This is a genomic window from Thiospirillum jenense (assembly GCF_014145225.1).
In the GTDB taxonomy this organism is placed as follows: domain Bacteria; phylum Pseudomonadota; class Gammaproteobacteria; order Chromatiales; family Chromatiaceae; genus Thiospirillum; species Thiospirillum jenense.
The window spans coordinates 72,849-97,296 of record NZ_JABVCQ010000005.1; the positions used below are offsets into that span (position 1 = coordinate 72,849).

Sequence of the window (24,448 nt, forward strand, 5' to 3'; positions counted from 1 at the left end):
AATTAAAAACCGCTCTGATGCTGGTGAATATGACGGGTGATTTTTAATTAACGCACCCGAAATACGCTGCCCAACTGGTGATTAAACAGCACGTCAACGGCGATCTGCTGCGGCTGGGAATTGAATAGCCAAGTTAATTGCTGCTGCGCGGGTTGATAATTCACCTGTTGCGATTGAATCACGACCACGACATCCCCGCGTTGAATCAATGAAGCGGCGGGTAATTCTTGTGACCCGCGCTGCCACGCCACGCGATACGGTAATAAATGATACGCGGTGCGCATTCCAATATAATCATCACTGCTGGCAATTAAAATCCGCGGAGCGAGTGACGCGGCAGGATCAATTGCGCTGGGCGGCGGTGATAATTGCGCTATTTGCTGTTTGATTTGCACCATCAACTCATATAACCACCCATCTTCAGCGCGATACCGCCGTTGTTCATTATCATAACCGGCAAATAACGCTTGCGTTTCTAATTGCTGGCGCTGCAATTGCCATTGCCAGGGCACATCCAAACTGCCCCAACCAATTAACACCAGTGTTGCAATAACGCGCCAGTCCCACTGGAGTGTCGCATTTACCCAACGCCGCTGTGCCAGCACCAGCAGCAGATACAGCGCCGCGCTGCTCATCACCACTGCGATCACCAGCGGCAGGCGCAGGCGCGGCGCGGGCAGTGCGGTCAGACCCGGCACCGCGTTGATCGCCGGCTGCGCCCAGGGTTGATAACTTGTCCACTGCGCGACTGTGTAACGTAGCAGGTTGGTCAGGGTCAGCGGTAGCAGATTAATCTGTTCAATTTCAATGCGTTGCCCGGGCGCGCCCTGCAAACCGAGCGCCAGCCGAGCGACCTGATCCGACCATTCTGGGAGATCATGTAACGGTAGCCACAGCGACGACCAGCCGTTGAGCGGCAGCGTGGCCTCGTGCAGTGCGCCAAACGTTGGTGGCGCGTTGAGAAATAATGAATCCGGAGTGTGTTGCGTTTGCCACAGTAACACGGCGCCACTCAGGCGGTGCAGATGTTGCCCGCGTACCACAATGAAACTGTATTGCCCAGCAGTGCGCGCTGTTAGTGGTAAATTCACCACAGCCCGCCCGTCGGCATCAAATGTGACCTGTAACCGCTGACCACGCGGGCGGGCGCTGCCGTGCAGGGTGGTGAGGGTGTCAACCGACCAGCGGTGCGCGGCGGCAGCGGACGGTGCGGGTGTGGGAAAATACCACAGTCGCAGTCCAGCCACAGTCAGAATGAGTCCGCAGCTAAAAACAATAGCGGTAGTCAAATACCAGGGTAAATAACGGCGGGATGGCGAGGCGGTGGTGAATGATGATGAAGTCATGTTAAATCAATGCGTTGAATAAATGAATTGAATGAACACGGTACACGGCGGTGTGAAGCATGTCAATTAATGCGGTGATTATAAATGCTGTGTAACAGATAAAGTAAAGCCCGCTTCAACCGGTACGCGAATATAAAACAAATCGAGTGATTCTTTGGCTAAATGCGCTAAAAAACGGTCGGCTTCATCTTCGGTCACGACAAAGCCAACTTCAACTGCTAGATCGCCTGCTAATTCAAAAAAATGCTCTTCGTGTAAGCGCCCGTGCCGCCCAAATCCCGCGAGGGCGCGAAATGCGGAGCCGCCGTGTAATCCGAATGCTTCGGCCTCTTCTAATAACCATTCGTAAGTCAGTTTGTGATGATGAATGCGATTTTCTGCGACATAAAACTTGAGAAAACATCCGTGCATGATTGCTGACCTGACTGTCATCAATTGTAATTGATTGTTAATGAATCGGCGTATTGAGTCCGCCGCGTAACATGAGCCAGTGGGCAATACCTAACCCAGCGGCGGTGAGGGTTAATGAACCAATTAAATGGGCGTTGATGGCAATGATGCCCCATAGCCATTCGCGCCGCGATAATAAATTGACGACCTCGGCGGAAAAAGTGGAGAAGGTGGTTAATCCGCCTAAAAATCCGGTAATTAAAAAGAGGCGAATTTCGGGTGGTAAACCCGGGTGGCGGGCGCTCCACGCTAATATCACGCCAATTAAAAAGCCGCCGAGTAAATTGGCCGCTAATGTGCCGAGTGGCAAGGTTGGGAATAGTGGATTGAATAAACTACCCAATAGCCAACGGAGGAGTGCGCCGCTGCCGGCACCAATGAATATTGCGATGGCGGCGAATACTGTCATACAGTGCATCCAACAAGTGTTTTTAATCGGTGGTGCATGATTTTTTGTACACTTTCAATAAATTTATCTATGAAATTCAGCAGGAAATTATTCTACCCGCGCTTGGTTTAATTGCAATAGCCGCTGTAAAATCTCGGCATCAGTCAATTCCGTTGGCCAACCATACGCGGCCGCCACTGCTTGATCTAATTGCTGATGTGCATTAACTAACCACGCTGGTTGTTGATTGTACAAATTGGTTAGGGCGCGCTGTTTTAATTGCGCGGCGTATTCGGGTTTGGCAATGATGCGGTCGGGATAACCAGCCACGACTTCTGGTACGCGATCAATCCAGTCGGGCGGATTTAACCAATGATCACGCAGTTGATTTAATTGGTGTGCGGCTTTGGCAATCACAATTGCATGAGCGCGGTATTCAATTGCAACGCTAGGAATAATAGCGCCGCTATTCAAAGTTTCAATTGCATGGTTGGCAGTGTCGGCGGGGGTTAAGCCAATTGGAAAGGGAAAGGTTGCAAAGCAAGTATTTGCATTATAAGTTGCACCTTGACCGCCATGCCACGCACAGGTTGCCAATGACCAAATATGATGAATCCGTGATGTTAAAACGCCAAAATTCACATCATCAGCGCGTGCAATTACTAATAACCGTGTGTCGGGTATTATACCAGATTCACACCAAATAAATATGCGATGTTTGGCAACACGGGGCGTGGCAATGTAGCGCGGTAATGTATTTAATGCACGGCGCATATCGGTGCGTGGTCTTTCATGTAACCACCATAATCGGCGGAGGCGTTCATTGCTTTGTTGAGCGCGTATAGTGCGAACATGTAATTGCACATATTCAAAAGGGAGTTCATAGCAAGCGGCTTCTTGTTCTGATCTATTCACGCCAAAATCAATAATCCATTGATCTTGACCGCGCCCCATCATGTCTTGGGCATTACGCCACTGTTTAATGACATCTTGATTATGATGTCCGGCGGGATTGGGTGTCGTCAACCACTGCCGTGCAAGTGTACCGTCAATATCAAATGCACCGTATTTTTTAATTCCCTCAAAACAGGTGGCGACATTTTCAGGTAATGGTTGAGCATTGGTAACATCACAATTTAAATCACCGGCGGCTTGTCCAGTTAAATCGGCATAAATCCTATTAACCACTTGTCCATTTAATACGGTTGGCAATTTAGATTGACCAAAGCAAATAAAAGCAACATGCACATTTGCACCATCATTAGTCCATCGTTCATTAGACCAGGCATGAAAAATTCTTGTTTGTTGCAGGATGCGTTCTAAAACACTACGGTTGCTATTATTACGAATTGCTTGCGTGGCAACCAATCCTGCCGCCCGCGCTTTGCCAGTTTCTATTTGCGCTCGTGCTTTTTCAAACCAATAACACACCAAATCAGCACCAGCGGGAACACGTCCGGCGTAAATGGTTTCTAATGCCGTGAAATAATCATCCCCTAATAACCCGCGCTTTTTACTGCCGCCTAAAAACGGCGGATTACCAATAATGACATCGGCGGTTGGCCAGTCAGGTTCGCTGCCATCTGCATTCACCACCGCATCGCGCTGTTCAATACTGTTAATTGGTTTTAAAATCGGATTTTTTGATAATGAAAACCCATGTTGCAGCATCCACTGAATCTCACCAATCCACACCGTCACCCGCGCCAATTCCGCCGCGTAATGATTCTTTTCAATCCCCAACACATTATGCGGACTGACGGTTGGAGAGGCGCGCATTAACCCGAATTGTTCACCCGCTAAAATAATTTCATGCTCTAAATCTTTTAACCCTTTTAATGCTAAGAATAGAAAATTACCCGCGCCGCAGGCCGGATCCAAGACGTGAAATTGATTTAACCGCTCCAACATTCCAGTCAAAAGCGCCCGCAATTTAGTCAATTGTTTATCACGCACAGTGGGCGATTTCGCCGCGTCTGCTGCCGTTTTTAATTGCAGCATTTCTTTTTGTACGCTCTGCCATTCTTTACGCAATGGCATTAACACCACCGGCGCCACCAATCGCATAATTGAATTGGGATCGGTGTAATGCGCACCCAATTGCGCCCGCTGTTTTGGATCAAGCCCGCGCTCGAATAACGTCCCGAAAATGCTCGGTTCAATCGCAGACCAATTCAATTTAGTGAATGAATGCAGCGTTTTCAAATCTGCCGTTTCTAATGGCAACGGCTGCACCTCGGCAAATAACCCGCCATTAAACCAATCAATTGCTTCTGATCCGAATAACCCACCCGTCGCCATCGTATCTAATAAATTGGTCAACATCTGTTCAACTTGCGCGGGATATTTCAAGCCATTTTCTAATAACCGCGTGAATAACTGATTCGGCAATAATCCAATATCTTGCGCAAATAAACAGAATAATAATTGCTGACTAAAATGCGCCACCGCGGCCGAATCATGGCCGCGCTGACGCAACGCCGCCGCCCATTCACTGAATTGACGCGCCGCTCTTTCAGTTAATGCCGCAGTTGTATCAATTGGCCGCAATTTTTCGGGATCAGAAAACGCCCATTTTAATAACTGCAACTTGGACGGATCGCGCAGGTCATTTAATGTCAGCGTGTATTGATCCGGCACCGTGCCAGTAAAGGCGGTGTGAATAATGATTTGCTCCATATCGGAGACAATCAATAGCGGCGGATGATTCAACGCCGGTGCGTAAAATTGCAATCTTTTTAATGCCTGATCTAAGTTTTTACCCGCGCTTTTATATTCCCAGCCGAAATGACCACTTTTCCACACATCCGCCCAGCCTTGACCGCCGGTGGTTTTAATCGTGCCATGTTTAAAACAATAAACCGCGCCGGTTGGATCAGCCGCCGCCGGTGTTAATTCATTTAATAATTGACACAGATCGCAAAAATGTTCTTGCGCTGCCGCCCGCTCTTTTAAGGTGGCGCGCTGCCATTTAATAATGAATTCGTCGGGAGTCATGGTATTAGTCGCGCTGGAATTGATTGGAGTAGGCGCTATTATGAACGCGGACTGCTATTTTGTCATGTCAGCGCGGGCGGGAGTGAAAAAAAGCGGGGGGAATGATTGACAAGTATCATTAAATGGGTTTAACGTATTGATTGGTGCTTGAGACACACCTAGAAGCGGATGCCGTCCCGTCAGACATGCGGTCTTTTTATTTTTGCGCGTTTTTATTGCGCCCGATTTATGCCGGGGTGCGGCGATATATCTAAATAAGCCCGCCGTCTTCTAGCGGTCTCAAGCCCCGGTGCCAACTTTGGCTTTTTAATTGAGAAACTAGAAGGAGACACATCGTGTCTAATCAAATCATTCCGTTCTTTTTTCCCGAATCAGAATCAATTCAACGCGAAGTGCGCGTCATTATGCGCGACGGTGAACCCTGGTTTGTCGCGGCGGATGTTTGTTTAATACTTAGTATTAGTAATCATCGTGACGCTGTCGGTAAGTTGGATGATGATGAAAAGAGGCCGTGTTCAATGCAGACTTCTCGCGGCGCTCAAAATATGACGGTAATCAATGAATCTGGTCTCTACGCGCTGATCATGCGCTGCCGCAATGCAAAGTTTAACGCAATAAAAAAGCAAATACTTGAACAGGTGTTAGACAGTAAAGCGATACTCAAAGCATTAAATAACTTTGAAGTGCCGGATGACTTGCCGGATATGTACGTTTATGCCATTCGTGAACGTGAAACCGGTCATGTAAAACTGGGAATATCACGCAACCCACAACAACGCTTGCGTCAACTCCAAACCGGTAATAGCAGCACACTTGAGTTAGTCGCCTATCGTAAAGCTGAAAATAGATTTGCAGATGAGCGGGCGCTACATGCCGATGCTGATGTTTATCGCTTGCGTGGCGAATGGTTTGATGATCGTGCTTTGAAACTTTTTAATTGTGCCCACGCTGAAACATGGAAACAATCAACATAGCTTTATTATGAATTAACCCCATTAGGGCAGCAGTTTGGTGTTTATCTTGACACGGGTAAAAAGCATCAGGACGGTACGCCAGTGCGGCAAATCAAATGGCACACGAGCATTATTGAGTTTTTGCAAACGTCGGTGCATTAATCATTGGTTGTGATTTAAGCGTTCCCATGTCCCAGCGTGGGAACGATCAATCAAAAATTGACGCTTTGACGGCATAACTTCTGCAAAATTAAACATAAAATCCAAGTCGCTCTATTAACCAATAATTAGGGTTTTCAATACGAGTTGCGGCCGCTGATTGACCGCAACCTAACCATTGCGGTTAATTCACTCACGCCGCCAATAAACGGGGCTTTAATTGCCAATGCGCTGTATTTAATCCGAAAATACCAATGCTGAGGAAGGCGAAGGTGGCGAGTGCAGGGCAAATATTTTTTAATCATAACAGGCGCTTAAATTGTTCAAACTCAAGGCCCGCATCATGGATGATTTTCGCCATGGTGATTGCGTTAACTGGATTATGACGCGGCACAGTAATGATTCGGTGGCCATTCGTCATCACAATATGTTTGCCTTATCTGGCAATCCAAAAACCAGCTTTTTCTAATGCTTTAACTGCGGCAAGGTGATTGACGCCCGAATAGGTCGGCATAATTCACGCTGCGATTTCAATGTCACGCACAGTTTTACCGCGTGTTAATTCGTTAATCACGGCAAGATATTCGATAATTGCATCCACGATGTTTGCTAATGCTTCTGCCTCAGTTGCGCCCTGCGAATGACAGCCCGGTAGTCCGGGGACAAAAACGGCGATGCCTTCTTCTGATTGTTCTAATACAACGGAATATTTCATGCGTTTTATCCTGTCGAGGATTCAGAAAAGGTTGGATTGCTATTCAACCGGCAACCCAACCACTGCATTTAATAATTCAATCACACCGCCCCTGAACGGGTTTTTAATTGCCGCCGCGCTGTGTTTAATCCGAAGGTGCCAATGCTGGACTGTCAATTAATATCACGCGATAGTTTCAATAGCAGCATGAAAAACATTTGGTGGTGGTAATGGTGCGGTGGATTCCATCAGTAATGCTAATACCGCTTGTCCGTTATGAAACGCTTCTTCATAGCTATCTCCATGTGTTAGCGCGTAGGGGCCAAACTCAGGGAGAGCGGCGATATAGCAGTCATCTTCATCCGACCATTGAATGAGAACGCTGTAGTGACTATTCATTGTTGTTTAGTGATGTGATTAAGATAATGATAAACGGCACGTTCTTGATAAGGTTTTGCGTCCGCACCATCTGCACCTGACAGAATCAGTTTATCAGTCAATAAAGGATGCGACCACTTCGTATGGCTGCCTTTGCCTTGCTCAAGGTCACAACCTGCTTTATACAATAGCGATTTTAATTCTCTAATTTTCTTTGGCACGATGTGCTTCAAACGAGTTATAAATAACCCCCAATCATTCAGTCATCATTGCTGTTGACCGGGGGTTCAATACAGGTTGCAGCCGCTGAGTGACCGCAACCCAACCCCTGCGTTTAATTCACTCACGCCGCCAATAAACGGGTTTTTAATTGCCGCCGCCGCGTCGGGCCGATTGAATTGCCATAATGATTTTAGGCAGCTTGAATGTGTGAATAATGCAAGACCATTAAATCTTGGTTTTTAATGGCGAGTGTCGCATAAACGTTGCCATCATCGCCGCAAAATTCAACTTCACACGCGGATTCACTCAGTACCTCAACGACAGTGCCGACTTGTCCCTGGACGAGTTGTGCTTCGGGCATGGCGCGCAGTAATGCAACGACATCTAATGTTTTAATGGTATTTGACATGCAATTGATCTCATAAGACAAAACAGGATGTTAAGCGGGGCGTCTTTTCGCCGGTTTTAATGATCCATGTACTTCTTACCATTGCTTTTTTATTTTCTCTAACATACATAAAATCAACACTGTAACGCGCACCATATTCATCAGCGGTGCCGGTGCTGCAATCTACGCATCTCACTTTTTGTAATAAAACATTCTGCAATTCTTTTGCATGGTTGGTTGTGAGTCCCAATGCAGATAAAAAGACTTTTGCTTTATGTTGACCTCTAGGATGCGTGTGGCTCAGGCAGTAGTCTGTGAGTTTTCGGATGTCAACAATTGCGGTGTCTGCGTTGGGTATTTTCACTGCGTTTTATCAATCAAGCAATCTAACACCAACAGACTAAATAAGGCCACTCAATGCCGTAGGTGTTTATCCATCATAACGGCGGTGTGCAAAAAAACAGCAACACATCTGCAATGAAAAATAACCCCAAGTGTTCCGGTGATGGATAACAATTTGGGGTTACATGCGGGGGTGATTGGATCACCACTCAACGGGCAATCCAACCCCATCTTTTAATTACATCACGCCGCCACTGAACGGGTTTTTAATTGCCGCCGCCGCGTGGCAGCTAATCCCGCAAAACCAATGCCGAGGAGGGCGAGGGTGGTGGGTTCGGCGACTTGATGAGTTTCCAAGCTCCAATTCAAAATCTCATGCGCACCATAAGCTCCACCGGTGCCGGCGGTAAAACCAAAAAACGCACCATTCTCGGTAATCGGTAAAGCTGTTGAACTGATTGTATAGCTTAATAACGCAACCTCTGGTCGCGCCTCTTCCGTACCTTCAATCAAGCGCACTTCCATTGAATCCGACACGCTATTATAATCAACCCATGCCGACCAAACATTGCCATTATTCATGCGGGTCGGCACAGCTACTTGTGTAACGGAATTGATGTCGCCATTCAAATCTATGCCGACATGATTGCCGTTGTTGTCATCCCAACCGCTATTGTTCCATGTGTCGAATTCAACACCAAAACTGGGCGATAATCCTTTATAACCCATACCACCACCAATAGTACCAGCGGTATTGGACATCGTTTGCATTACGAATACTAACCCGTCTGCGCCTATTCCGTCTGTGTCCCTGTTTCCACCAGAATTAGTAATACGAAATTGAAACATGCTGCTAAACGAAGTATTAGCATCGAGCATGATCCGATCAGAAGAAAACACTGACCCGCTTTGATTATTCGTTGCAGGCGTTAAGCGTAATATCCCACCTGTTACTGTGGCGGCACCATTCAACTGTAATCCTGTGGTATTAGAAAAATCATTAAAATCCAGTGCGGCGGCTGATGCTAGTTGACTGGATAATAACAGTGCAGAGGTTAAAAACGTGGTTGGTTTAATAGTCATGATCAATTTCCGTTGGTTTGATTAGTCAATTATTAGGGTTGTTGCAAGTAATTTACGCTGCGAATGAACTGGCTTTCAATTACCGCCGCCGTGCTGCACCTAATCCTGCAAAGCCACTGGCGGTCAATGCAATTAAAGCAGTGGCAAGTTTTGTTTTCATGTTTGCCAAGCGGCAGTGAATGATAGACGCAATAGACTTTGCTAAAAGCTTCATTACAGTGTCGGTCGGAAATGCTGTGTTTTGTGTGATGAACTTGATACACATTGTACGGCACACTAAAAAATAGCGGCTCAATGATTGTTCGGCCGTTACGCCAAATTTAATGCACATCCTATGCCAAAAACTAATTCTCTTAAAAAATCAATCAGATAAGCAAAAGCGTTACTTTATTTTTGGCAAATGAGTGTAAAAAAACCTGACATTTTTTATGACACAAAGTAGCGTTGTTTAATACCTAACTACTTGAATAATAAAGTATTTATTGACAAAAAACCGCCAACTACCGCTCAATTTTGCATGTCAGGATTTTTTACACTTTTTGTGGTGTTCTAACAGACACCAGACACCGCTAAAACTAAAAAAGCAGTGATTTCAACTAGATAGAACAAAACAGGGCTTTGGCGAATGGTGTCAGGATTTTTTACACCCCACCCCCCTGCGGTGCTGTAACCCATTGAAATAAAAGTAATTGCTGAAAAATGCCAAAACTGAGCCGCGCCATCCAATGTTGCGCCGTATTCACGCCCGCTACGACCGTTAAATGATTGATTTTCATCATAAAATCTGCAGTCTCACACTGACGCCCAAAACCGCTCAATCAACCGCTGTTAGCGCAATTAAATAACATCAAAAAGGCGCCGCTCCCCGCCGCCGGCTGTTAAATGCGAATGAACAGCCAATTAAAAACTGCACTCCTCGTCATTCTGGATTCCCGCACTCCTCGTCATTCCCGCGAATGCGGGAATCCAGCACAGCAATCGTCGCAGTCTGGATCCCCGCTTGCGCGGGAATGACAATTAGCCGCGCCGCTCAACGCACCCGCACCTGTCGCCCACGAATGCGCAAATCCAGACGACGGCACGCTAAACTTCCGCCGCCCTGGGCAGATGTGAATGTTGACGTGGAAATTGGGAAGACAACGACAGAGGTGACGCCGGTGTGGATTTAACGGGTTGATTTTTCAGGAAGATTCCGTTCCCACGCTGACGCACGAGACCGCTCAAAAAGCAGTGTTGGGGGACGAGAAAAAATTAACCGACGGTCAGCGGGTTAGAATGCCGCTGCCGTCGGTTATTTCTGCAACAACTGTTGCGTTAAATCAACAGTGCTGTCAAAGTGACAAATCCCGCGCTGGTGCGCAGGTCAGGTGCAGACTCTTCTGCATCATGCGATCATAAAAACCGCGCTTAATTCTCATCTAACACATTGATTGGTGCAGTATTTTGCACCGTTTGCGGCGCTGAACTGGACACCGCCTGTGCGTCCGCTTGCTCTGTGGTGGAAAGCAACACCGTTGTTTGGATGCTACCGACGAGTAACGCTACAACTGCTAAACCGGCTAACATAACTGCCTCCTGTCTGAGTAACACAACACTGTGGTTGATATGATTATAATTATATCAGTGTTTGCTAATATTGCAAGTTTACTTGACAAATTCTTGTAACCCTTTGACAAGTCAGCTATTTCTTTAAAAACGCTTGTTGAAGATTTATTTCACATTCTGCTGCAACAGCTTGATTTAACATGAAATTCTTTGTCACCACCGCCCGCCATCTCGAAGCATTGCTGACCAGTGAATTGTGCGAACTGGGTCTTAAAACGGCACACGAAACGCGGGCGGGGGCGCACCTGACTGGCAACTTGACCGACGCCTACCGCGCTTGCCTGTGGTCGCGGGTCGCCAATCGCGTCCTGCTGCCGCTGGCACAGTTCACCGCCACCGATGCCGAGGCGCTGTACGCCGGCACCGATAGCATTGATTGGTCAGCACATTTTTCCCCCGCGCAGACCTTCGCCGTGCAAGTAGATTGCGCCCAATCGCAACTGACTCACAGCCACTTTGCCGCGTTGAAAATCAAGGACGCCATCGTGGATCAATTCCGCCGCCGCAGCGGAGAACGCCCGAGCGTGGACGTATCGCAACCGGACATCCGCCTGTACGCGCACCTGTTCCGCGACGAGGTCACGCTCAGTCTCGATTTGTCCGGCCACTCGCTGCACCGCCGTGGCTATCGGGAACAACTCAGCGCCGCCTCGATGAAAGAAACACTCGCCGCCGCCGTGCTGTTACGCGCAGGTTGGGCGCAACTCGCAGCCGACGGCGCGGCGTTATTTGATCCGATGTGCGGCGCTGGGACATTGCCGATTGAAGCTGCGCTGATCGCCGCCGACATCGCCCCGGGGTTACAGCGCCAGCAGTGGGGATTTACCGCGTGGCACGGTCACGACGCCGCCGCGTGGGCAGCATTGGTCAGTGAAGCGGCCGAACGCCGAGCGGCGGGATTAGCGCGCTGGCGACGTGACGGCGGCTCGATCACCGGGTACGACGCGCAACCGTCCGCCATCCGCGCCGCGCTCGGCAATCTCGCCCGCGCTGACTTGATCGGTGACGTGCATTTTGAATGCCGCGACCTCAGCGCCAGTCGCCCGCGCCGCGCTGGCGACACGGGTTTAGTCGTGGTCAACCCGCCCTACGGCGAGCGGTTGAGCGGTGACGAGGGCGAGTTGGAGAATTTGTACGCACAGCTCGGGCAACTGTTGCGCGACCGCTTTGACGGTTGGCACGCGGCCGTGTTGACCGCCAATCCCGAGTTGGGCAAGCAGATTGGTTTGCGGGCGACGCGCCAGCATCGCTTGTTTAACGGGCAACTGGACTGCCGCCTGCTGCATTTCAGCGTCACGCCCGCGTTGGTGATGTCGCACCAGCCGCGGCCGCTGCCCGTGATCGAGCGCAGTGCTGGCGCGGAAATGTTCGCCAATCGTCTGCGCAAAAATCGCCGCACTCTAACCAGTTGGTTGCAGCGCGAGCAGATCAGTTGTTACCGCCTCTACGATGCCGATTTGCCCGAGTACGCGGTCGCCGTTGACATTTACACCAGCGTGGCGACGGCGACCGCGCCCGCTCGGCACTTTGCGCAGGTGCAGGAATACGCGGCGCCGGCCAGCATTGATCCGACAATTGCGCGGCGGCGGTTGCGCGAGGCGGTGGCGGTGATTGCGGAGGAATTGCAACTGCCGGCCTCGGCGGTGGTGTGCAAAATCCGCCAGCGGCAGCGCGGCACGGCGCAGTACGAGCGGCAGGATGCGGCGGGGCAGTGGCTGACGGTGGCGGAGGACGGGTTGCAATTGCTGGTCAACTTGACCGATTACTTGGATACCGGGCTGTTTCTTGACCACCGCCTCACGCGGCGCCAGTTGCGTGATCGAGCGGCGGGGCGGCGGTTTCTCAACCTGTTTGGGTACACGGCAACGGCGAGTTGTTACGCGGCGGCCGGCGGGGCGCTGTCCACGACAACGGTTGATTTATCAAACACTTACTGCGATTGGGCGCGGCGGAATTTGGCACTGAACGGGTTTGCCGCGCCGCAGCATCGCGTGATTCAAGCCGAGTGTTTGGAGTGGTTGACCGAGGCGCAGCGGGCGCGGCAGCAGTTTGACCTGATTTTTCTTGACCCGCCGACCTTTTCCACGTCAAAGCGCATGACCACGACGTTTGACGTGCAACGCGATCATGTTGACGTAATCCAAGCGGCGGTGGCGTTGCTGGCGGCGGGCGGGGAGTTGATTTTTTCCACCAATCGGCGCGGGTTTCGGCTCGATCAGGCGGCGCTGGCGGAGTGGCAACCCGAGGACATCACGCGCTCGACCATCCCGCGTGATTTCGCCCGCACCCCGCAGGTGCATCGCTGCTGGCGCTTTAAAATGGCGTAATAATTTGATTATTACCCGTGCGCCAGTGTGGAAACGCAACCGCAAGTTAATTAAACGCCTTTTCATTTAATAATTGTAATGCTTCACTTGACGTTTGATATTGCGCTGCGTGACCACACCCAATATTTTCCAATTCAATCCCGCCAATGGAATATCGGGAAACATCGGATTTAATGCCACCAGCCACGCTTGACCTTGATGATCGCGCTGGTATTGCCGAAACCACCGCTCGCCATTCACTTCGGCAATGACATACATGCCGGGTTGGTATTCAGTTTTCTGCTCGAAAATAATAATACACCCGTCCGGAAACTCCGGCGCCATGTCAATCCCTAATACCTGCAAAGCAACGGGTTCAGCGGCGGAACAATTATTATCTGGTTCAATTGAAACTTTCATTAGATGGTGTTACTCGTGGTGCGTTTCCACGCTAAAGCGCGGCAACGATCAGTTAATTATTTGGTCAATGATTGATAAAACAATAATCGCCAGCCCAGCCACACCAATCCGCCCGACACAATCACATCACTCAAAAAATGACTGCCGCTGGCAATGCGTGATAGTGCAATGGCGCTGGCATAAAGCGTGGCAAGTATTAACCACCGCCGCTGGGTTGCCTGTAATGCTGCTGCAACCGCAATCAAATAAAATGCGGCAGCGGCGTGACCGGAGCTGAATGAACCGCCGCTCTGATCAGATGGAATAAACGCGGGCGTAAAACGTTTCATTCCGCCAAATTGCACGGTTTCAATTGGGCGGGCGCGGCCGCAGTGTTCTTTCAAGCCTTGATTAACAATTAACCCCGGCACCGTCACTAATAACGCCAAGAGTAATAACAGAGTGCGGCCGGTCAAGCCGGGTAAATTGCGGTGAATGGCGTGGGCGAATGGGCTGGAATGAAAATGGCGGCGGGTGATCCACCAAATCGCAATTAAACTCAATAACACGCCGGCAATGACGTAGCCAATGGAATGATACAGCAGTCGCTCCCACCATTGCCCGCGCATGATAAATCCACTGCCAGGTTGATAAAACCATTGCGTAATCATCAAGTCAAGTTGCGGCCACGCCAATAGCAAATTAACGCTGGCAATTATTATGATCCATTGAGTGACGGTCAAGTTGCGCATTCCCATAATCATAACCTGTCCACCCGCACCGCGTCCAAAGCTGTTACAATCGCGTTGGTCACGGATAGGGCGAGTTGTTTAATACCGCGCCGGGCGTGTTATTCGGCACGGCGCGAGTTGAATTATTTGCCAGGCTGTGCCGGATGGCGGCGCTACTTGAGCGGCATATTGAATTTTTGCCACTCAATCATCAATGACCATCCACTGCATTGCCACATTGCGCCGCTGTCTAACAACGATTGATCCTTAAACTATGCACACCCACCGCTTGTTTTTATTGACCTTACCCATGCTGCTGGTCACATTCACCACCGGACTCAGTGCCTGCGGTCAAAAGGGTGATTTATATTTACCCGCGCCGCCGTCACCCGCAACCCATTCACCAGCGCCCGCCAAACCAGTGACGCCCGCACCATGAATTGCAATCACGCTGAACCCTTCACTTATCATAATGGCCAACTCCACGTTGAACAGGTCGCATTAACCGCGATTGCCGCCGAATTCGACACCCCGTGTTATGTTTATTCCCGCGCCGCTATTGAACAGCAATGGTTGGCATTCGATAGCGCGCTGGCCGGTCAACCGCGTTTAATTTGTTTTGCCGTCAAAGCCAATTCCAATTTAGCGGTACTCAATCTATTGGCGCGGCTCGGCGCCGGGTTTGACATCGTGTCAGTGGGCGAATTGGAACGGGTATTGGCCGCCGGCGGCAATCCCCAACGCATCGTATTTTCCGGCGTGGGCAAACGCGAGGACGAACTGCGCCGCGCCCTCGAGGTCGGCATTCGCTGTTTTAACGTCGAATCCGCCGCCGAACTCGACCAGTTAGCCGCCGTTGCCGCCCGCTGCGGAAAAATCGCCCCAATCGCGCTGCGCGTCAATCCCGACGTGGACGCCGGCACTCACCCGTACATTGCCACCGGCCTCGCGCAGAGCAAATTTGGCATTGACATTGCCTCTGCTGAACAGTTGTATCACCACGCCGCCGCCCTGCCGCAGTTGAGCGTGTGCGGGATTGATTGTCACATCGGCTCGCAACTGATGGATTTAACGCCCTTTATTGCGGCACTAACGCGGGTGTTATTGCTGGTAGATCGCCTGAGCGCGGCGGGGATTGCACTGCGGCATTTGGATTTTGGCGGCGGGTTGGGCGTGTGCTACACCACCGAACATCCGCCGACGCCGGCCGAGTACGTCGCGGCGCTGCAATACCAGTTACGCGGGCGGGATTTGGAGCTGATGTTAGAACCCGGCCGCGCCATTGTCGCCACTGCCGGCGCGTTATTAACCCGCGTTGAATTACTCAAATCCACGCCGGGGCATCATTTTGCCGTCGTGGACGCGGCGATGAATGATTTGCTGCGGCCGGCGCTCTACCACGCCGTGCAGGATATTTTGCCGGTCACGCCGCGCAGTGGTCAGCCGATCAGTTATGACATCGTCGGGCCGGTGTGCGAATCGGGTGATTTTCTCGGCAAACATCGCGCATTCGTGTTACAAGCGGGCGATTTATTAGCCATCCTCGGCAGCGGTGCGTACGGGTTTAGCATGAGTTCCAATTACAACAGCCGCCCGCGGGTGGCCGAAGTGATGGTGGACGGCGACCAGGTTCACCTGATCCGCCGCCGCGAAACCATTGCCGATTTATTTGCCCATGAATTGTTATTGCCATGAAACGCCGCCCTGAAATTGAATTGATGGAGGACGACGATCAAGCCGTCGCCTACGCGCAAGCGGATTTCCGTGATGCCAACAGCCGCTTTGTGGAACTGGTCACGCGCCACTGGCCAGCGCACCTCAGCGCCAGCCGCGTCAGTTACCGCGCATTGGATTTGGGCTGCGGACCGGCCGACATCCCGCTGCGCCTGTTGCGGCAGTACCCGCCCTTGCAGTGCGATGCGGTGGACGGATCAGCGGCGATGCTGGCGCAGGCGACGGTGGCGTGTCAGCAACAACCGCCGCAATTGGCCGAGCGGTTGCGCTTGATTGAAGCCCGCGTCCCGTTGACGTTGAGTGATTTAGCCAACTTGGCGGTCACGGGAGCGCTGCCCGTGCCGGCGGCGGGCTACGATCTGATTGTTTCCAACAGTCTGCTGCATCATTTACCCGAACCGCTGGCGCTGTGGCAAACCATTCGGGCGGTGGCGCACTTGGGTAGTTTTGTGTGCGTGATGGATTTGATGCGCCCGCCTGAGCCAAGTTGGGCGGAGGCGCTGGTAAAAACTTACGCGGCCGATGCACCAGCGGTGTTACAGCGGGATTTTCGCCAGTCGCTGTGCGCGGCGTTTGAACCGGCCGAGGTGGTGGCGCAGTTGACCGCCGCCGGGTTGGGCGAGTGCTTGTCGGTGCAGGTGGTCAGTGATCGCCATCTGGCGGTGTGGGGGGTGTTGGATTAGGCGGCGCCCCCGCCCTGACCCTCCCCCGCTGGGAGCGGGAATTGAGAAGAATCATTTGTTGGGTAATGCACCATGACTACAACTGCTGTTGGCAAAATGACGGCTAAAGGACAAATCACGATTCCGCGTGACATCCGCGATTTTTTGCAAGTCAAGCCCGGTGATCTCATCACTTGGGAAACAACAGCGGATGGTGGAGTGCGGGTGCGCCGCGCTGACCCACTCGATTTAGCGTACTTGGGCGCTGTCCAAGATGGTCTAAGTGAGTGGAATAGCGACGCCGATACCGAGGCGTATCGTGATTTATAGTGCGTTGACTGTCGTGCGGGTGCCGTTCCCGATACATTTTTCTTAAGCATTACTAAGCAACGCTTAACTGCCAGTCCGCAGACTGGGGTGTATCTACCAAGGCTGCAACAGCATTTGCAGCGCGTCACTCTTTGATGCGTTTCAAGTTTTACGCCAGCAACTCGTGCTGGCAACCGCATACTCGAACTTGTTAAAGAGCGTATTGGGCAGCACGGGCTTGGTTATCGCCATAAAATACATGCCACCCAGTCTCAGGATAACGACGGATTTTTGTACTGTCAAAGTCCTTGTCTGTAGATGAGCATTCCTCAACTATGTTCAGCAAAGCACAATTTATTGAATACTATATGGCAACCTTCAAGCCGCCGGGCTACCCGCGCCGTCATGTGTGCGCTTCAAACTGTTTACACTAGATCATCGTCTGATACGCGGCGTGTTGGGGCAATTATCGGCGGAGGATGCTGCGCGAGTGCAACATGCGCTGACGCTGTTGTTTGCGTACCCAGATTTTACGCCGTGCTTGTAATTGATTTATTAAAAAAGAGCGTTCCCACGCTGGAGCATGGGAACGATCAAAATAACAGCATTCTCATCAACCCCGCACCGCGCTATTCACTCAACCCCGCGCCGCGCAATTCAAGTTTTAATTAGGAAATAATCAGTCGTTATGCGTTTGAAGTTCACCAAAATGCACGGATTAGGCAATGATTTTGTCGTGATTGACGCCGTGCGCCAGCCAGTCACCATGACGCCCACATTAAGCCACCATCTGGCCTCCCGCCGGCGCGGTATTGGCTGCGATCAAGTGTTATTAGTCGAGCCGCCCATTGCCGCCGACAGCGATTTTCATTACCGCATTTTCAACGCCGACGGCAGTGAAGTCGCGCAATGCGGCAATGGCGCCCGCTGTTTTGCGCAATTCGTGTTTGAACAGGGCTTGACGGCTAAAACCGCGATTCGCGCCACCACCAGCGCTGGGTTATTAGAACTGCACCGCCAAGACGACGGTTTAATCCGCGTCAACATGGGGCAGCCGCGTTTAGAACCCGCCGCCGTGCCATTTTTAGCCGACTCCCGCGCCCCCGCCTACGATTTGGGCAGCGGCTGCGCGGCACTGCGCATCGGCGTCGTGTCACTCGGCAACCCGCACGCCGTGTTGATGGTGGATGCCGTCGAAACTGCACCGGTCATCAGCCTCGGCCCGCGCATCGAGCGCGACCCACGTTTCCCACAGCGCACCAACGTCGAATTCATGCAAGTTATCTCCGCCCGCCACATCCGCCTGCGCGTGTGGGAACGCGGCGTGGGCGAGACCGAAGCCTGCGGCAGCGGCGCCTGCGCGGCAGTGGTGATCGGGCGACTGTGGGGCGATTTGGCCGACAGCGTCACGGTCAGTTTGCCGGGCGGCGACTTGCACATCCACTGGCTCGGCGAAGGTGAACCCGTCACCATGTTAGGCCCAGCCACCAGCGTATTCACCGGCGAGATTATTTTATGAAGCGCACAGTGCGCGGATCAACGGCAGATCGAGAAGAGCGGCTGGTATTGCGGTATTTAGAACGCAATCCGGATGTATTTGAACGGCATCCGGACATGATTGCCAATCTGCGCATTCCACATGGCGATCAAGGCACGGTGTCATTGGTCGAACGGCAATTGACATTATTGCGCGATCAATTGCAACAGGAACGCCAGCGGTTGCGGGATTTAATTGAACGCGCCCAAGAATACGAACGCCTGCATCAACACTTGCATCAATTAACTGTTCACCTCATTACAGCGTGTGATTTAACCCAAGTCTATGATGTATTGGAGGTTGAATTGCGGCGCGAATTTCATGCCGAAGCGGTAGTGGTGAAATTATTTCCATTAGCGAGTGATGGCAAGAATACGCCGCCGCCCACCGCCGAATTATCGGTATTATCTTCTGATGCCATGACGCGCTCTTTTTCAGAGTTTATTCAACTCGGTCATTGCCTATGCGGCACATTAGACACTGAACAATATCAAACGTTATTTGGCGATTTAGGCGATCAATTGAATTCCGCCGCGTTAATTCCATTACGCGGGGATGGCTTGAATGGTGTATTAGCCATCGGCAGCCGTGATGCCAATCGTTTCACTGCCGATTTGGCGACTGATGTGCTGGCGCGGTTGGGTGAAATTGCCAGCGCAAAATTGAGTGAGATGATTCAGTTGAATGAAACGGCCGCACCAGTGCCGGCGGCTGACGTGGAGCATAGACCACAGCAATTAGAATTGCCCCACCGCAACTAATTAAATTGCCACGCACTATCAATTCAATCGTCATTCCTGCGGCGGCGGGAATTTAGCAATACGGCGCCGGTCTGGAGTCGCGGGAGCGATGAAAGGTGAGTGCCATTCAGCAATCATTTTATGTTGGCTTAACTATAGCAGTTGGCACAATTGCAAACTCAGCACCGCTCGTTTTTAGCCATACCAGTATCCTTGTTTGAAGTCGGCAAATATGTCAATCGTTATACAATGCCTAGATGATCACTGATTGGCAGCAAAACTTTAAATTCAACACCTTTGCCAAGTTGACTTTCGCATTCAATTGATCCTTTCAAAGTTTGCGTGACTAAATTATAAACAATATTCATTCCTAATCCACTGCCCCCGAGATGACGTTTTGTAGTAAAGAATGGATCAAACATTCGTGCCTTAGTGTTCGCATCCATACCTTTGCCGTCATCTTTATAAATAAGATTCAATGTATGATCGGCTAGATAAACATGAATCGTTATCGTGCCGGTTTGATGAAGGTCATAGCCATGAACAATCGAATTCATCACAAAGTTAGTTAAAATTTGGGAAATTGCGCCCGGAACTGTAGTGAGTTCTAACTGCTCATCAATGTCAATATTAATCAAAAGTTTAGTTTTTTTAATACGATTGTGCAAACTTATCAGAATTTCATCAACATACTCTTTGAGTTTAAATGTCCTTAGTTCTTCGCTGCTCTGATCCACTGCAACCTGCTTAAAACTTTTAATTAGCTCGGCAGCTTTATTCAAATTAATAATAATTGAGCGATTCAAATCATCGGAATCTTCCAAGAAAGAATAGAAATCTTCTTCCGTCATCTCATCATCGTTGTACTTTTGGCGAATATGTTTGGTTTCCTGATCAATATGGGTAATGCCTGTCAGCGCCATACCAACTGGCGTGTTAATTTCATGCGCCACACCCGCAACCAATCCCCCTAAAGAAGCCATCTTTTCCGATTGAATCAATTTAGATTGAGTCGCTCTCAGATCGCGTAAAGAGGTTTCTAGTTCGCTAGTTTTTTCTTTTAATCCCCTTTCCAGATTTTTTCGGTCTGTGATATTTCTAGTATTTGCATGAATAACTGTTTTGCCTTGAATGACAATTTTTGTGAGAACAACCTCGGCCCAAAATTCAACCGCATGAGCCGTTTTATGTACCCACTCAAAATGATGTGAGCCTTCCGTTAAGCAAATATGCATCATTTCACAGGCTTTTTCATAAGAGTCCCGACCATCAGGTTGTAATTTCGGCGATATATCAGCCGGATGAAGACTAAGTACTTGGCTTTTATTGTCATACTCAAGGAGACGGACGCAAGCATCATTACAGTCAATAAATCGGTTATTTTCAATTAAAACCACTCCATCAGTAGTTTTATAAAACAGCGTTTCAAAAACCTCTTTTTGTTCTTCTAAATCATGTGTTTTTTCTCTGACATTAAAATCTAATGTTCGAATATTCTCTTCAATTGTGTCCAACATGTCGTTGAAGGTTTCCGCAAGCATTCCAATCTCATCACGCCGTTTTATCGTGTTACGAATAGAAAAATTACCATGCTTTACCAGCTTGGCTTTTTCAGATAGTTCAAAAATTGGCTGTAATAAACGATGAAAAAAGAAGGTTGCAAAAATAATAACAGCGAATAACACTAGCAGCGTTGAGATTAAAATAAAGCGCCGCAAATTGCTAGAGGTTTTTTTAAGTTCACTGACATAAGCCGAGGCACAAATATACCAACCAAAGTAAGCATTGTAGTCAACCCAAGCAACTTTATCGTAAATGTAATTACCTTTATCGTCTGGTCTATTCCATTTATAATAAAATACACCACTGCCATTTTTATAGGCATCAATCAAGCCCGCAAAAATCTGCATGGTGTAGTCTGGATTACTAAAATCAGTAAGGTTTTTCCCTTCCAGCGCATCGGGATAAAAAACTACATTCGCCTTAGCGTCCAGAATGTAAAAATAACCATTCTCACCAACTTTCTTTTCTTGAAGCGTCTGACGTAGCTGGCGCACTAATTGTTGTTTACGTTGCGCTATTTCCTGTTGAATATTATCAAGATAGATACCCGTTCCTGTCACCCATTGCCATTCTGGAAAATGCCGCGCATAGCTTAGTTTTTCATAAACCGTTTCATCGTCCTTATTCTTTTTCCACCAATACGAAACAAAACCTCCACCCTGTTCTTTAGCAACTTGCACCATTGGTGGGATGATGAAATTTCCATATACGTCTTTAATATTCGAAAAATTAATATCTTGAAGGTAGGGATGAGAAATAAGGACATTATTGTAATCACTGATAAAAAAGTAATCGTTATCGCCATAACTAAGACTTCTCACATAATCAATTGCCTTTTTTTGTTGCTGCCTCACGATATTTGGCAAATAGAAGCCGGTGCTAATAATCCAGCCAGTTGGCTTAAATAAAAAACCGTAAGTCAATTTATCTTCTGGCTGATTAGTCAGTGGATTATTCCAGACATATTGAATATAGCCTTCACCATTTCCGTCAAGCACACGTTTTACTAAGTCTTTAACAAAATAAACGCCGTTTTGATCTTTAAGATCAAAACAGTTTTTTCCGATAAAATCGTGGTTAACTGGGTGCATCACTATAGTTGTATCTTGCTTGGCAGCAAAGAAATAACCAATTCCATTATCATACCGATAATCATCAATGTATTTCAATATATCTGTTTTTGCAGCTTGTTCACCTTGCTTTATCAAAGTACTGGCATAGCGTTTTTCCAAAATTGCTTTGAAGTCTTGAGTACGAACTCTAAGGTCTTTTTTAAGATTTTCAGGCAGGGAAGCATCATGCAAGCGGCGAATAAGATTAAAGGCTACTTCCGTTAAGCTAATCAGCTCTTTTTTGTGAACTTCTAAAGAAGTTTTTTTGTAATCTTCCATTTCTCTAGCGGCATTATCCACCAATAAAGAAATCTTAGACAATTCAGAAATACCAATATGTTCTTCAAGCCGAATTGTATTTTTTTCAATCTCCGGCATGAATAACAGCAGAATCGCTGCCGCATAAATGACGATAATTCCGGTAATAATAACAATGACCTTAAAAACAAGGCGGGAAATCATGATGGCTCTTTAATAGCCTCAAGAATTTCATCGAGATTTTCAAAAAATAAATCTACAATCCTTGGATCAAAATGCCGACCTTTTTCTTCTTTAATTAACTCCAAGATGCGTTCTAGTGGCCAAGGCTCTTTATAAACGCGTTTCTGACTAAGTGCATCAAATACATCTGCAATTGCAGTGATGCGACCGTACAAATGAATTTCATCACCTTTAAGACCACGCGGATAGCCCGTTCCATCCCATTTTTCATGGTGTTCATGGGCAATGATGGCGGCAGTTTTGAAGATTTCCCGATCAGATTTACCCATAATTTCATAACCAATCTGGGCATGTTCTTTAATAATTGCAAATTCTTCATCAGTCAACTTCCCAGACTTGAGAAGTATGGCATCAGGTGTAGAAACCTTGCCCACGTCGTGCATAGGAGACGCCATCCTAATCATTTCACATTCTTGTTCATTGAATCCTAAAGCATGTGCCAAGATATAAGAAACTTGTGCAACACGATAAACATGACGCGCCGTATCATGTGAACGATATTCGACGACCTCTCCTAAACGTTCAATTATCTCTTTTTGCGTATTAATGATTTCACTATTGAGCAACAAGTTTTCATACATGACTGTAATGTTAGACATGAACACATCTAATAATTTGCGGTCAGTAGTATCAATCGTTGCGCAGCCAGGCAAATAAATGAGGCAATGCTCACCTTGACTAGTCTCCATATAACCTACAAAAACATTTTGTTTATAAAGATTTTCTCGGCAAAACAGGGTTTCATCTAGTAATTGACAAACATCAGGGGTTAGAATGGATTCGGACGTTTGTTGAGTATAGCAACCCGTCATAACAACTAATTGATAACCACCTGCCACTTTATGTGCAATAAAAGCATCCCCTGCATTAAACAAAACTGAACTCGGGCTGCGTTTTAGGATCGCAAGAATCTGCGTCAAAACCCCTTCAGAAAAAAGTTTAGCAGAATTAAAGGTAAGAAGATTGCGTGACGATTCAATGATTTTTTCTAATCCAATACGGTTTTGTTGAATTGTTTGTAAGTCACGAAATGAACGTAACGACGTCATAACAGTGGTGTAAAGTTTTTGGGTAGTCAATTCGGTTTTTTCTTTATAATCATTAATGTCATAGTTTTTGATGACATCAGTTTCTGGTGCAGAGCCGGGCTGTCCGGTACGCAATACAATGCGAACCATTTTATTGTTTAGTTCTTGTCGAATTGCGCGAGCTGTATTGAGACCAGCGTCATCAGTCTCCATTACTACATCAAGCAATATAATTGCAATGTCCGTGTGTGTCTTTAGTTGTTCTAGGCATTCCTTACCGCTGTAGGCGCTAATAAACTCTAGACCATTCTCTTCAAAGTCAAAATTTTTTAATACTCTTTTTGTAACATTATGTACTTCAACTTCATCATCAACAATTAAAATTTTCCATTTTTTGTAAGTTTTTACTGAAGAGACGGCATTTACTTCTTCATCTCTTTTTTTAAATTTAAGGACTGACAAGTGATAAACTCCTTTTAAAAGGTTAAATTATTGACAACAATCTTGTTGCAGATATAGAGCCACAGTTTTGCTAAATATAACTGCTCACAAATATATTTTTTCTAAACGAGTTTTCGGGTTTAGAATAAAATATAAAATAACTACAGTCTGTTCTGATTAAGTCAAGGAATGCTGCATTCTTCGACAGGATCACGATTAGTTTGAATTATTCAAATAGCCGAAAACTGGTATTTACTTGAGTATAATTTGATCACAGTATCAAGCATGATCATCTTATGTTAGATTGACTACATGACAATTGTTCTACAAAGATTTATCTAACAAATCGCGTCCAACTGTTTTTCAGAATGATGCAATTA

27 protein-coding genes are annotated in these 24,448 nt (G+C 48.3%); 10 read left to right on the forward strand and 17 right to left on the reverse strand.

The window, feature by feature from the left end; genetic code table 11:
• Window positions 1-47 precede the first annotated feature (47 nt).
• The 4 genes from HUK38_RS03220 to HUK38_RS03235 form a co-directional block, all read right to left on the reverse strand.
• Complete coding sequence (locus HUK38_RS03220; protein ID WP_182582421.1) at window positions 48-1,346, reverse strand: hypothetical protein; 1,299 nt, start codon at window positions 1,344-1,346, stop codon at window positions 48-50.
• A 78-nt stretch (window positions 1,347-1,424) separates the two neighbouring features.
• Entirely contained in the window at window positions 1,425-1,778 is a 354-nt protein-coding gene (locus HUK38_RS03225) for a DUF190 domain-containing protein (RefSeq protein ID WP_238787421.1), read from the reverse strand.
• A gap of 16 nt (window positions 1,779-1,794) precedes the next feature.
• Window positions 1,795-2,205: a fluoride efflux transporter CrcB gene (gene crcB, locus HUK38_RS03230; protein WP_182582423.1), complete on the reverse strand. Its 411-nt coding sequence runs from the start codon at window positions 2,203-2,205 to the stop codon at window positions 1,795-1,797.
• 87 nt (window positions 2,206-2,292) lie between these two features.
• On the reverse strand, window positions 2,293-5,181 hold the full coding sequence (locus HUK38_RS03235; RefSeq protein ID WP_182582424.1) for a class I SAM-dependent DNA methyltransferase: 2,889 nt from the start codon (window positions 5,179-5,181) through the stop codon (window positions 2,293-2,295).
• A gap of 335 nt (window positions 5,182-5,516) precedes the next feature.
• Between HUK38_RS03235 and HUK38_RS15495 the strand changes: the two genes are divergently transcribed.
• The gene (locus HUK38_RS15495; protein WP_182582425.1) at window positions 5,517-6,155 is read left to right on the forward strand and encodes a BRO family protein; all 639 of its coding nucleotides are present in this window, start codon (window positions 5,517-5,519) and stop codon (window positions 6,153-6,155) included.
• Between the two features lie 655 nt (window positions 6,156-6,810).
• On the opposite strand, the gene HUK38_RS03245 is transcribed toward HUK38_RS15495, so the two are convergent.
• From HUK38_RS03245 to HUK38_RS15030, 8 genes are all read right to left on the reverse strand, one after another.
• Window positions 6,811-7,008: a type II toxin-antitoxin system HicB family antitoxin gene (locus HUK38_RS03245; RefSeq protein WP_182582426.1), complete on the reverse strand. Its 198-nt coding sequence runs from the start codon at window positions 7,006-7,008 to the stop codon at window positions 6,811-6,813.
• 162 nt (window positions 7,009-7,170) lie between these two features.
• Window positions 7,171-7,386 (reverse strand): type II toxin-antitoxin system HicB family antitoxin, encoded by a 216-nt coding sequence (locus tag HUK38_RS03250; protein ID WP_182582427.1) that lies wholly within the window; start codon window positions 7,384-7,386, stop codon window positions 7,171-7,173.
• On the reverse strand, window positions 7,383-7,586 hold the full coding sequence (locus HUK38_RS03255) for a type II toxin-antitoxin system HicA family toxin (protein ID WP_182582428.1): 204 nt from the start codon (window positions 7,584-7,586) through the stop codon (window positions 7,383-7,385). Before HUK38_RS03255 ends, HUK38_RS03250 begins: the two co-directional genes overlap by 4 nt.
• Before the next feature lie 191 nt (window positions 7,587-7,777).
• On the reverse strand, window positions 7,778-7,996 hold the full coding sequence (locus tag HUK38_RS03260; RefSeq protein ID WP_182582429.1) for a DUF4926 domain-containing protein: 219 nt from the start codon (window positions 7,994-7,996) through the stop codon (window positions 7,778-7,780).
• Window positions 7,997-8,006: 10 nt separating this feature from the next.
• A complete protein-coding gene (locus HUK38_RS03265) occupies window positions 8,007-8,339 on the reverse strand; it encodes a DUF6883 domain-containing protein (protein WP_182582430.1) in 333 nt (110 codons plus the stop codon).
• A 221-nt stretch (window positions 8,340-8,560) separates the two neighbouring features.
• Window positions 8,561-9,400: a lectin-like domain-containing protein gene (locus HUK38_RS03270; protein ID WP_182582432.1), complete on the reverse strand. Its 840-nt coding sequence runs from the start codon at window positions 9,398-9,400 to the stop codon at window positions 8,561-8,563.
• A 79-nt stretch (window positions 9,401-9,479) separates the two neighbouring features.
• Complete coding sequence (locus tag HUK38_RS15340) at window positions 9,480-9,614, reverse strand: hypothetical protein (RefSeq protein WP_275284998.1); 135 nt, start codon at window positions 9,612-9,614, stop codon at window positions 9,480-9,482.
• 427 nt (window positions 9,615-10,041) lie between these two features.
• Complete coding sequence (locus HUK38_RS15030; RefSeq protein ID WP_182726408.1) at window positions 10,042-10,179, reverse strand: hypothetical protein; 138 nt, start codon at window positions 10,177-10,179, stop codon at window positions 10,042-10,044.
• 231 nt (window positions 10,180-10,410) lie between these two features.
• Here HUK38_RS15030 and HUK38_RS03275 point away from each other — a divergent pair, with 231 nt between their 5' ends.
• Window positions 10,411-10,569 (forward strand): hypothetical protein, encoded by a 159-nt coding sequence (locus HUK38_RS03275; RefSeq protein ID WP_182582434.1) that lies wholly within the window; start codon window positions 10,411-10,413, stop codon window positions 10,567-10,569.
• A gap of 238 nt (window positions 10,570-10,807) precedes the next feature.
• Here HUK38_RS03275 and HUK38_RS03280 read toward each other — a convergent pair whose 3' ends face one another.
• The gene (locus HUK38_RS03280; RefSeq protein WP_182582436.1) at window positions 10,808-10,966 is read right to left on the reverse strand and encodes a hypothetical protein; all 159 of its coding nucleotides are present in this window, start codon (window positions 10,964-10,966) and stop codon (window positions 10,808-10,810) included.
• 179 nt (window positions 10,967-11,145) lie between these two features.
• Between HUK38_RS03280 and rlmKL the strand changes: the two genes are divergently transcribed.
• A complete protein-coding gene (rlmKL, locus tag HUK38_RS03285) occupies window positions 11,146-13,332 on the forward strand; it encodes a bifunctional 23S rRNA (guanine(2069)-N(7))-methyltransferase RlmK/23S rRNA (guanine(2445)-N(2))-methyltransferase RlmL (protein ID WP_182582438.1) in 2,187 nt (728 codons plus the stop codon).
• A 66-nt stretch (window positions 13,333-13,398) separates the two neighbouring features.
• On the opposite strand, the gene HUK38_RS03290 is transcribed toward rlmKL, so the two are convergent.
• Both HUK38_RS03290 and HUK38_RS03295 read right to left on the reverse strand, forming a co-directional pair.
• On the reverse strand, window positions 13,399-13,731 hold the full coding sequence (locus HUK38_RS03290) for a S24 family peptidase (RefSeq protein ID WP_182582440.1): 333 nt from the start codon (window positions 13,729-13,731) through the stop codon (window positions 13,399-13,401).
• A 56-nt stretch (window positions 13,732-13,787) separates the two neighbouring features.
• Window positions 13,788-14,462: a phosphatase PAP2 family protein gene (locus HUK38_RS03295; RefSeq protein ID WP_182582442.1), complete on the reverse strand. Its 675-nt coding sequence runs from the start codon at window positions 14,460-14,462 to the stop codon at window positions 13,788-13,790.
• A gap of 74 nt (window positions 14,463-14,536) precedes the next feature.
• Between HUK38_RS03295 and HUK38_RS15345 the strand changes: the two genes are divergently transcribed.
• The 7 genes from HUK38_RS15345 (at window position 14,537) to HUK38_RS03325 (ending at window position 19,444) form a co-directional block, all read left to right on the forward strand.
• Entirely contained in the window at window positions 14,537-14,659 is a 123-nt protein-coding gene (locus HUK38_RS15345) for a hypothetical protein (RefSeq protein ID WP_275284999.1), read from the forward strand.
• A 56-nt stretch (window positions 14,660-14,715) separates the two neighbouring features.
• Entirely contained in the window at window positions 14,716-14,880 is a 165-nt protein-coding gene (gene lptM, locus HUK38_RS03300) for an LPS translocon maturation chaperone LptM (protein WP_182582444.1), read from the forward strand.
• Complete coding sequence (gene lysA / locus HUK38_RS03305; protein WP_182582446.1) at window positions 14,877-16,136, forward strand: diaminopimelate decarboxylase; 1,260 nt, start codon at window positions 14,877-14,879, stop codon at window positions 16,134-16,136. Before lptM ends, lysA begins: the two co-directional genes overlap by 4 nt.
• Complete coding sequence (locus HUK38_RS03310) at window positions 16,133-16,858, forward strand: class I SAM-dependent methyltransferase (RefSeq protein WP_182582448.1); 726 nt, start codon at window positions 16,133-16,135, stop codon at window positions 16,856-16,858. The genes lysA and HUK38_RS03310 overlap by 4 nt, the downstream gene beginning before the upstream one ends.
• 72 nt (window positions 16,859-16,930) lie before the next feature.
• Window positions 16,931-17,167 (forward strand): AbrB/MazE/SpoVT family DNA-binding domain-containing protein, encoded by a 237-nt coding sequence (locus HUK38_RS03315; RefSeq protein ID WP_182582450.1) that lies wholly within the window; start codon window positions 16,931-16,933, stop codon window positions 17,165-17,167.
• A 667-nt stretch (window positions 17,168-17,834) separates the two neighbouring features.
• Complete coding sequence (gene dapF / locus HUK38_RS03320; RefSeq protein ID WP_182582452.1) at window positions 17,835-18,665, forward strand: diaminopimelate epimerase; 831 nt, start codon at window positions 17,835-17,837, stop codon at window positions 18,663-18,665.
• A complete protein-coding gene (locus HUK38_RS03325) occupies window positions 18,662-19,444 on the forward strand; it encodes a DUF484 family protein (RefSeq protein WP_182582454.1) in 783 nt (260 codons plus the stop codon). The genes dapF and HUK38_RS03325 overlap by 4 nt, the downstream gene beginning before the upstream one ends.
• A gap of 221 nt (window positions 19,445-19,665) precedes the next feature.
• Here HUK38_RS03325 and HUK38_RS03330 read toward each other — a convergent pair whose 3' ends face one another.
• Together HUK38_RS03330 and HUK38_RS03335 are read right to left on the reverse strand one after the other, a co-directional pair.
• A complete protein-coding gene (locus HUK38_RS03330) occupies window positions 19,666-22,560 on the reverse strand; it encodes a cache domain-containing protein (RefSeq protein WP_182582456.1) in 2,895 nt (964 codons plus the stop codon).
• Window positions 22,557-24,089: a response regulator gene (locus HUK38_RS03335; RefSeq protein WP_182582458.1), complete on the reverse strand. Its 1,533-nt coding sequence runs from the start codon at window positions 24,087-24,089 to the stop codon at window positions 22,557-22,559. Before HUK38_RS03335 ends, HUK38_RS03330 begins: the two co-directional genes overlap by 4 nt.
• Window positions 24,090-24,448: the final 359 nt, after the last annotated feature.